This is a genomic window from Haliscomenobacter sp., assembly GCF_033763495.1.
Lineage (GTDB): Bacteria > Bacteroidota > Bacteroidia > Chitinophagales > Saprospiraceae > Haliscomenobacter.
Genome location: NZ_JANRKL010000033.1, coordinates 1 through 4,567 on the forward strand (window position 1 = coordinate 1; position 4,567 = coordinate 4,567).

General features: G+C 47.8%; 3 protein-coding genes. All 3 read right to left on the reverse strand.

Annotation, left to right across the window (positions count from 1 at the left end; genetic code table 11):
- Positions 1 to 483: 483 nt before the first annotated feature.
- Positions 484 to 1,674, reverse strand: a complete 1,191-nt coding sequence (locus SFV55_RS03250; protein WP_320028024.1) for an RsmB/NOP family class I SAM-dependent RNA methyltransferase — start codon at positions 1,672 to 1,674, stop codon at positions 484 to 486.
- A gap of 300 nt (positions 1,675 to 1,974) precedes the next feature.
- Complete coding sequence (gene leuB / locus SFV55_RS03255; RefSeq protein ID WP_320028025.1) at positions 1,975 to 3,045, reverse strand: 3-isopropylmalate dehydrogenase; 1,071 nt, start codon at positions 3,043 to 3,045, stop codon at positions 1,975 to 1,977.
- 3 nt (positions 3,046 to 3,048) lie between these two features.
- Positions 3,049 to 4,567, reverse strand: a 1,519-nt coding sequence (locus SFV55_RS03260; RefSeq protein WP_320028026.1) for an alpha-isopropylmalate synthase regulatory domain-containing protein, incomplete at its 5' end; no start/stop codon positions are given.

Here is a 4,567-nt window from a genome sequence, read left to right on the forward strand (position 1 = left end):
TTTGCCCTGCTTTCCAAAGCGGATGCAAATGTACAACACTTGCTAGCTTTACTCCAAATTTTTTGGCAAGTTTTTTTGAAGTTTTTTTTCAGGCCTTTTTTAAAGCTCGAAATCAATTCCTTCTGTCTCTTACCTTATCGCCTTGCTTTCAAAGCGGATGCAAAAGTAGAACCTACTTTTTATTCATACAAGCTTTATTGGAAAAAAATCTCAAGAAATTTCTCCATCAAAGTCTAAACAGCTGAATGTTAAAGTGTGGTGATTTTTACAAGGACTATAAAGTTAAGTCTTTCTTAAATTAGGCGCAAGAGGTGGGAGTAAAAAAGTGTGGTTTTTTTCTAAAAAACTGATTGATACAAAAGAAAAGGGGCCGAAAAGCGGCCCCCCTATAATTTAACTACCTTGATGTACCAATTTGTTGTAAAACGATATCAAAGGTAGAATACAAGTTCATTCTTGTCAACCCCATAAAGAGGGGGTGCGTTAATGGCTAATTAACCGAGCCATATAGAAGCCGTCAAAACCTTCGTCCTGGGGTAAGATGCTGCGGCTGGCTTCCAGGGTATACGTCTCCCTTACCTTATTAATGTAGCTATCTACCTGCAGCTGGTTTTCGGAGGGTAAGATGCTACAGGTAGCATAAACCATTTTGCCATCCGGTTTACACAGTTTGCCATAGCGTTCCAAAATGTCTCTTTGTACACCATATATAGTATTAAGGTGTTCGGGCGACAATCGCCAACGGGTATCGGGGTTGCGGCGCAATACGCCCAGGCCGCTACAAGGAACGTCCAGAAGCACCCGATCTGCGGATTGTGCCAGGCGTTTGATGGTTTTACTTGATTCTATTTGCCGCGTTTCGATGATGCTCACACCCGCCCGGCGAGCGCGCAGGCGGAGTTGCTCCAGCTTTTTGGCATCAGTGTCCAAAGCAATGATGCGGCCTTTGTTTTGCATCAAAGCTGCGAGATGAAGGGTTTTGCCCCCATTGCCTGCACAGGCATCAATGACCCGCATGCCGGGCTGAACTTCCAAAAAGGGTGCTACCTGCTGAGAGGAGAAATCCTGGAGTTCAAACCAGCCATTGCGAAACGCCGGGGTGCTAAACATTTTACCCCTTTGTTCGATCAATACAGCGTCATCCTGAATGGCCCGGCCATAAATTTGGTGTTTGGCCAAATCTTTCAATAGCGTTGCTGCATCCGTTTTAAGCCGATTCACCCGTAGTACCAAATGGGGCAGTTCATTTAGAGCATGGATGGTTGCAGCCCATTTCTCTCCCAACTCTGCTTGTCCCAAGACATCCAGCCAATCTGGGATCGATTCCTTCAGGGCACGTTGATCACCTATATTATGGTAGGCAGCGAGAATTCGTTCTTTGGAGAGAAATTGAAATTGGGCTCCAGCTGGATGTTTTTGCAAAATCAGGGAAGCTCCAAGCAAATATTCCCAATCCTCAAGCACCAGCGGAGTTTTTTCACTTACCACACAAAGTAGGCGATAATAGCGGATTAGGGCATAAACCTGCTCGGCAACAAAACCTTGTTCGGCGATGGTCCAATGTTGATGCTCTTTCAGTTGCCGCTCAATCGCCTGATCAGCAAAACGTGACTCCTGCAACACCTGGGCAGCAGCCGTACAAATAGCCGATACTTGTTCATTCGAAATGCGCAAAATCAATTTTTTTATCCGCTGAAATCAGGGATTGGTCAGGAAAAATTGCAAATCGGCAGATAAATGCGGCTTTTTATGCGACCTTTTGCAAATTTCTGCGGTCTTATGTTCACGATTGTTGATGATCAAACACCTAAACGTAAACACCTATAAATGAGGTAGCAGGTTTTTTGGAGTTATCAGCCTCTTTTGAGAGGCCTGCTATGGAGGGAGGCAAAGGAGTCTCCCTTTTTTTAGTGAATAGTGTTAAAGTGAAAAATGAAAAGCTAATAGATAAGCTCACTTTTCACTTTTCACTTTTCACTTCAAAATATATTCCGCCAACCAATCTCCCACCTGTGAAGTTTTGAAGGCCTTGGATTTATCGGTAGCAATGTCTTCCGTAACCGCATCTGCTGCCAGGGAAGCATCAACTGCATCACGTACAGCTTTGGCTTCGGCGGGCAATTTGAGGCCCAATTCCAGCATCAATGCAGCAGAAAGTACTGTACCAATTGGGTTGGCAATGTCTTTTCCAGCAGCCTGAGGGTAAGAACCGTGGATGGGTTCAAACACTGAAGTATGGATACCCACGGATGCAGAAGGCAACAAGCCCAATGAACCCGTAATTACACTCGCTTCGTCAGAAAGAATATCACCAAACATGTTTTCGGTGAGCATCACGTCAAACTTCTTCGGCCACTGGATGATTTGCATGGCCGCGTTGTCCACAAACATGTAATCGACCTCCACATCTGGATAATCAGCCACCATGCCCTGTACGGTTTCTCTCCACAAGCGAGAAGTTGCCAATACGTTGGCTTTGTCCACTACGGTCATACGTTTGTTGCGCAGGCGGGCGTACTCGAAGCCCAATTTGGTGATCCGGGTTACTTCTTCCTTGCTGTACACGCAGGTGTCGTAGGCTTTTTCGCCATTTTCGCTGCGGCCGCGTGGCTCGCCAAAGTAGATACCGCCGGTCAATTCGCGGATTACCACAAAATCAGCACCTTCGACCAGATCGGGGCGCAGTGGTGATTTGTGAATCAGGGATTGAAAAGTGTTGATCGGGCGGATATTGGCATACAAGCCCAGTTTTTTGCGCATGGCCAACAAACCTTGCTCAGGACGCACCTTCGCTTTAGGGTCATTGTCGTATTTAGGGTCACCGATGGCACCAAAAAGTACTGCATCGGAATTCATACAAATCTGGTGGGTTGCTTCGGGGTAAGGCTCCCCTACTTCATCGATGGCATGGGCTCCGGTGATGCCAAATTGAAAATCAAATTCATGCCCAAACTTAGTGCCAACGGCTTCCAATACTTTTACGGCCTGAGCCACCACTTCCGGACCAATGCCGTCGCCAGGAAGTTTTGCGATAGTGAATTTCATTGATTATTGGTTTTCGATAAGATTCAACATTTTGATTGTTGCCTTGATGGCGGCAATGGCCTGATCCGAGTCCAAACCACTGGTTTTGAATGGCCTACCCTCATTCTGCTGCCAGGTAATTGCGGTGTGGCAAAGTGCGTCTGTTTTTCCGCCGGGTGGAATGGTAACCACATAATCGATCAAGCGGGGCAGGTTTTTGCCCAGGCTTTGATAAATCTGGCGCAATGCACTCATAAAGGCATCGTATTGGCCATCGCCATCGGCGGTGCGCTCATAGGTTTTGCCATCAATTTCGATGCTCAAAGTAGCTACCGACCGCAAACCTGCGGCAACCGAAAGCGCATAGTTGCGGATACGTACCCGCTGTTCCAGGGTTTGTTTTTCCAATACATCGGCGATGATGTAGGGCAAATCCTCCTGGGTTACCACCTCTTTGCGGTCGCCCAATTCGTTAACTGCCTTGGTGACGAGGCGCATGGATTCCTGATCGAGTTCGATGCCCAGTTCTTCCAGGTTCTTGCGAATGCTGGATTTTCCCGCCATTTTGCCCAGAGCATAGGAATGTTTGCGGTTGAAACGCTCCGGGTTGAGGTCGTTGTGGTAGAGGTTGCCTTTCTGATCCCCATCGGCGTGGATGCCACTCGTCTGGGTAAACACGAACTCTCCCACGATGGGTTTATTGGTAGGAATACGTACACCGGAGTAGGACTCAACGAGTTTGCTCACAGAGTACAATTTCTTTTCATCCACAGAAACCTCGCAGTGCAAATGGTCTTTTAAAACCCCAACTACGCTGGACAAGGAAACATTGCCCGCCCGTTCTCCCAAGCCATTGAGCGTCACGTGTACTCCTGCAACCCCAGCTTTTACAGCAGCCATGACGTTGGCTGTAGCCAAATCGTAGTCGTTGTGGGCGTGAAAATCAAAACTCAAACTCGGAAAGCGCTGGATCACATCGTTGCAAAAAGCAAAAGATTCATCCGGGTTGAGGATACCCAGGGTATCGGGCAACAAAATGCGGTGCACGGGTGCCTTGCTCAACCCCGTCAGCAGATAATACACATACTCGGGGGAGGTGCGCATCCCATTGGACCAGTCTTCAAGGTAAACATTGGAACGAATGCCGATTTTTTCAGCGCGGCCCAGCACATCCAGGATGTCGCTGAGGTGTTCTTCCTTCGTTTTGCGCAATTGTTGAGTACAATGACGCTCCGAGCCCTTGGTCAGTAAGTTCAGCACTTTGGCGCCAGAACCCCGCATCCAGTTCAGGGAACGATCTCCATCCACAAAGCCCAGGATTTCAATTCGATCGATGTAACCTTTTTCTTTGGCCCAATCCATGATCTTCTTGACCGCCGTGAACTCTCCCTCCGAAACATGCGCAGAGGCAATTTCAATGCGGTCGACCTTTAGCTCTTCCAACAACAACCGAGCTATCTTGAGCTTCTCCTGATCGGTAAACGATACGCCGGAGGTTTGTTCACCATCCCGGAGGGTGGTGTCCATGATTTCGATCTTCCGT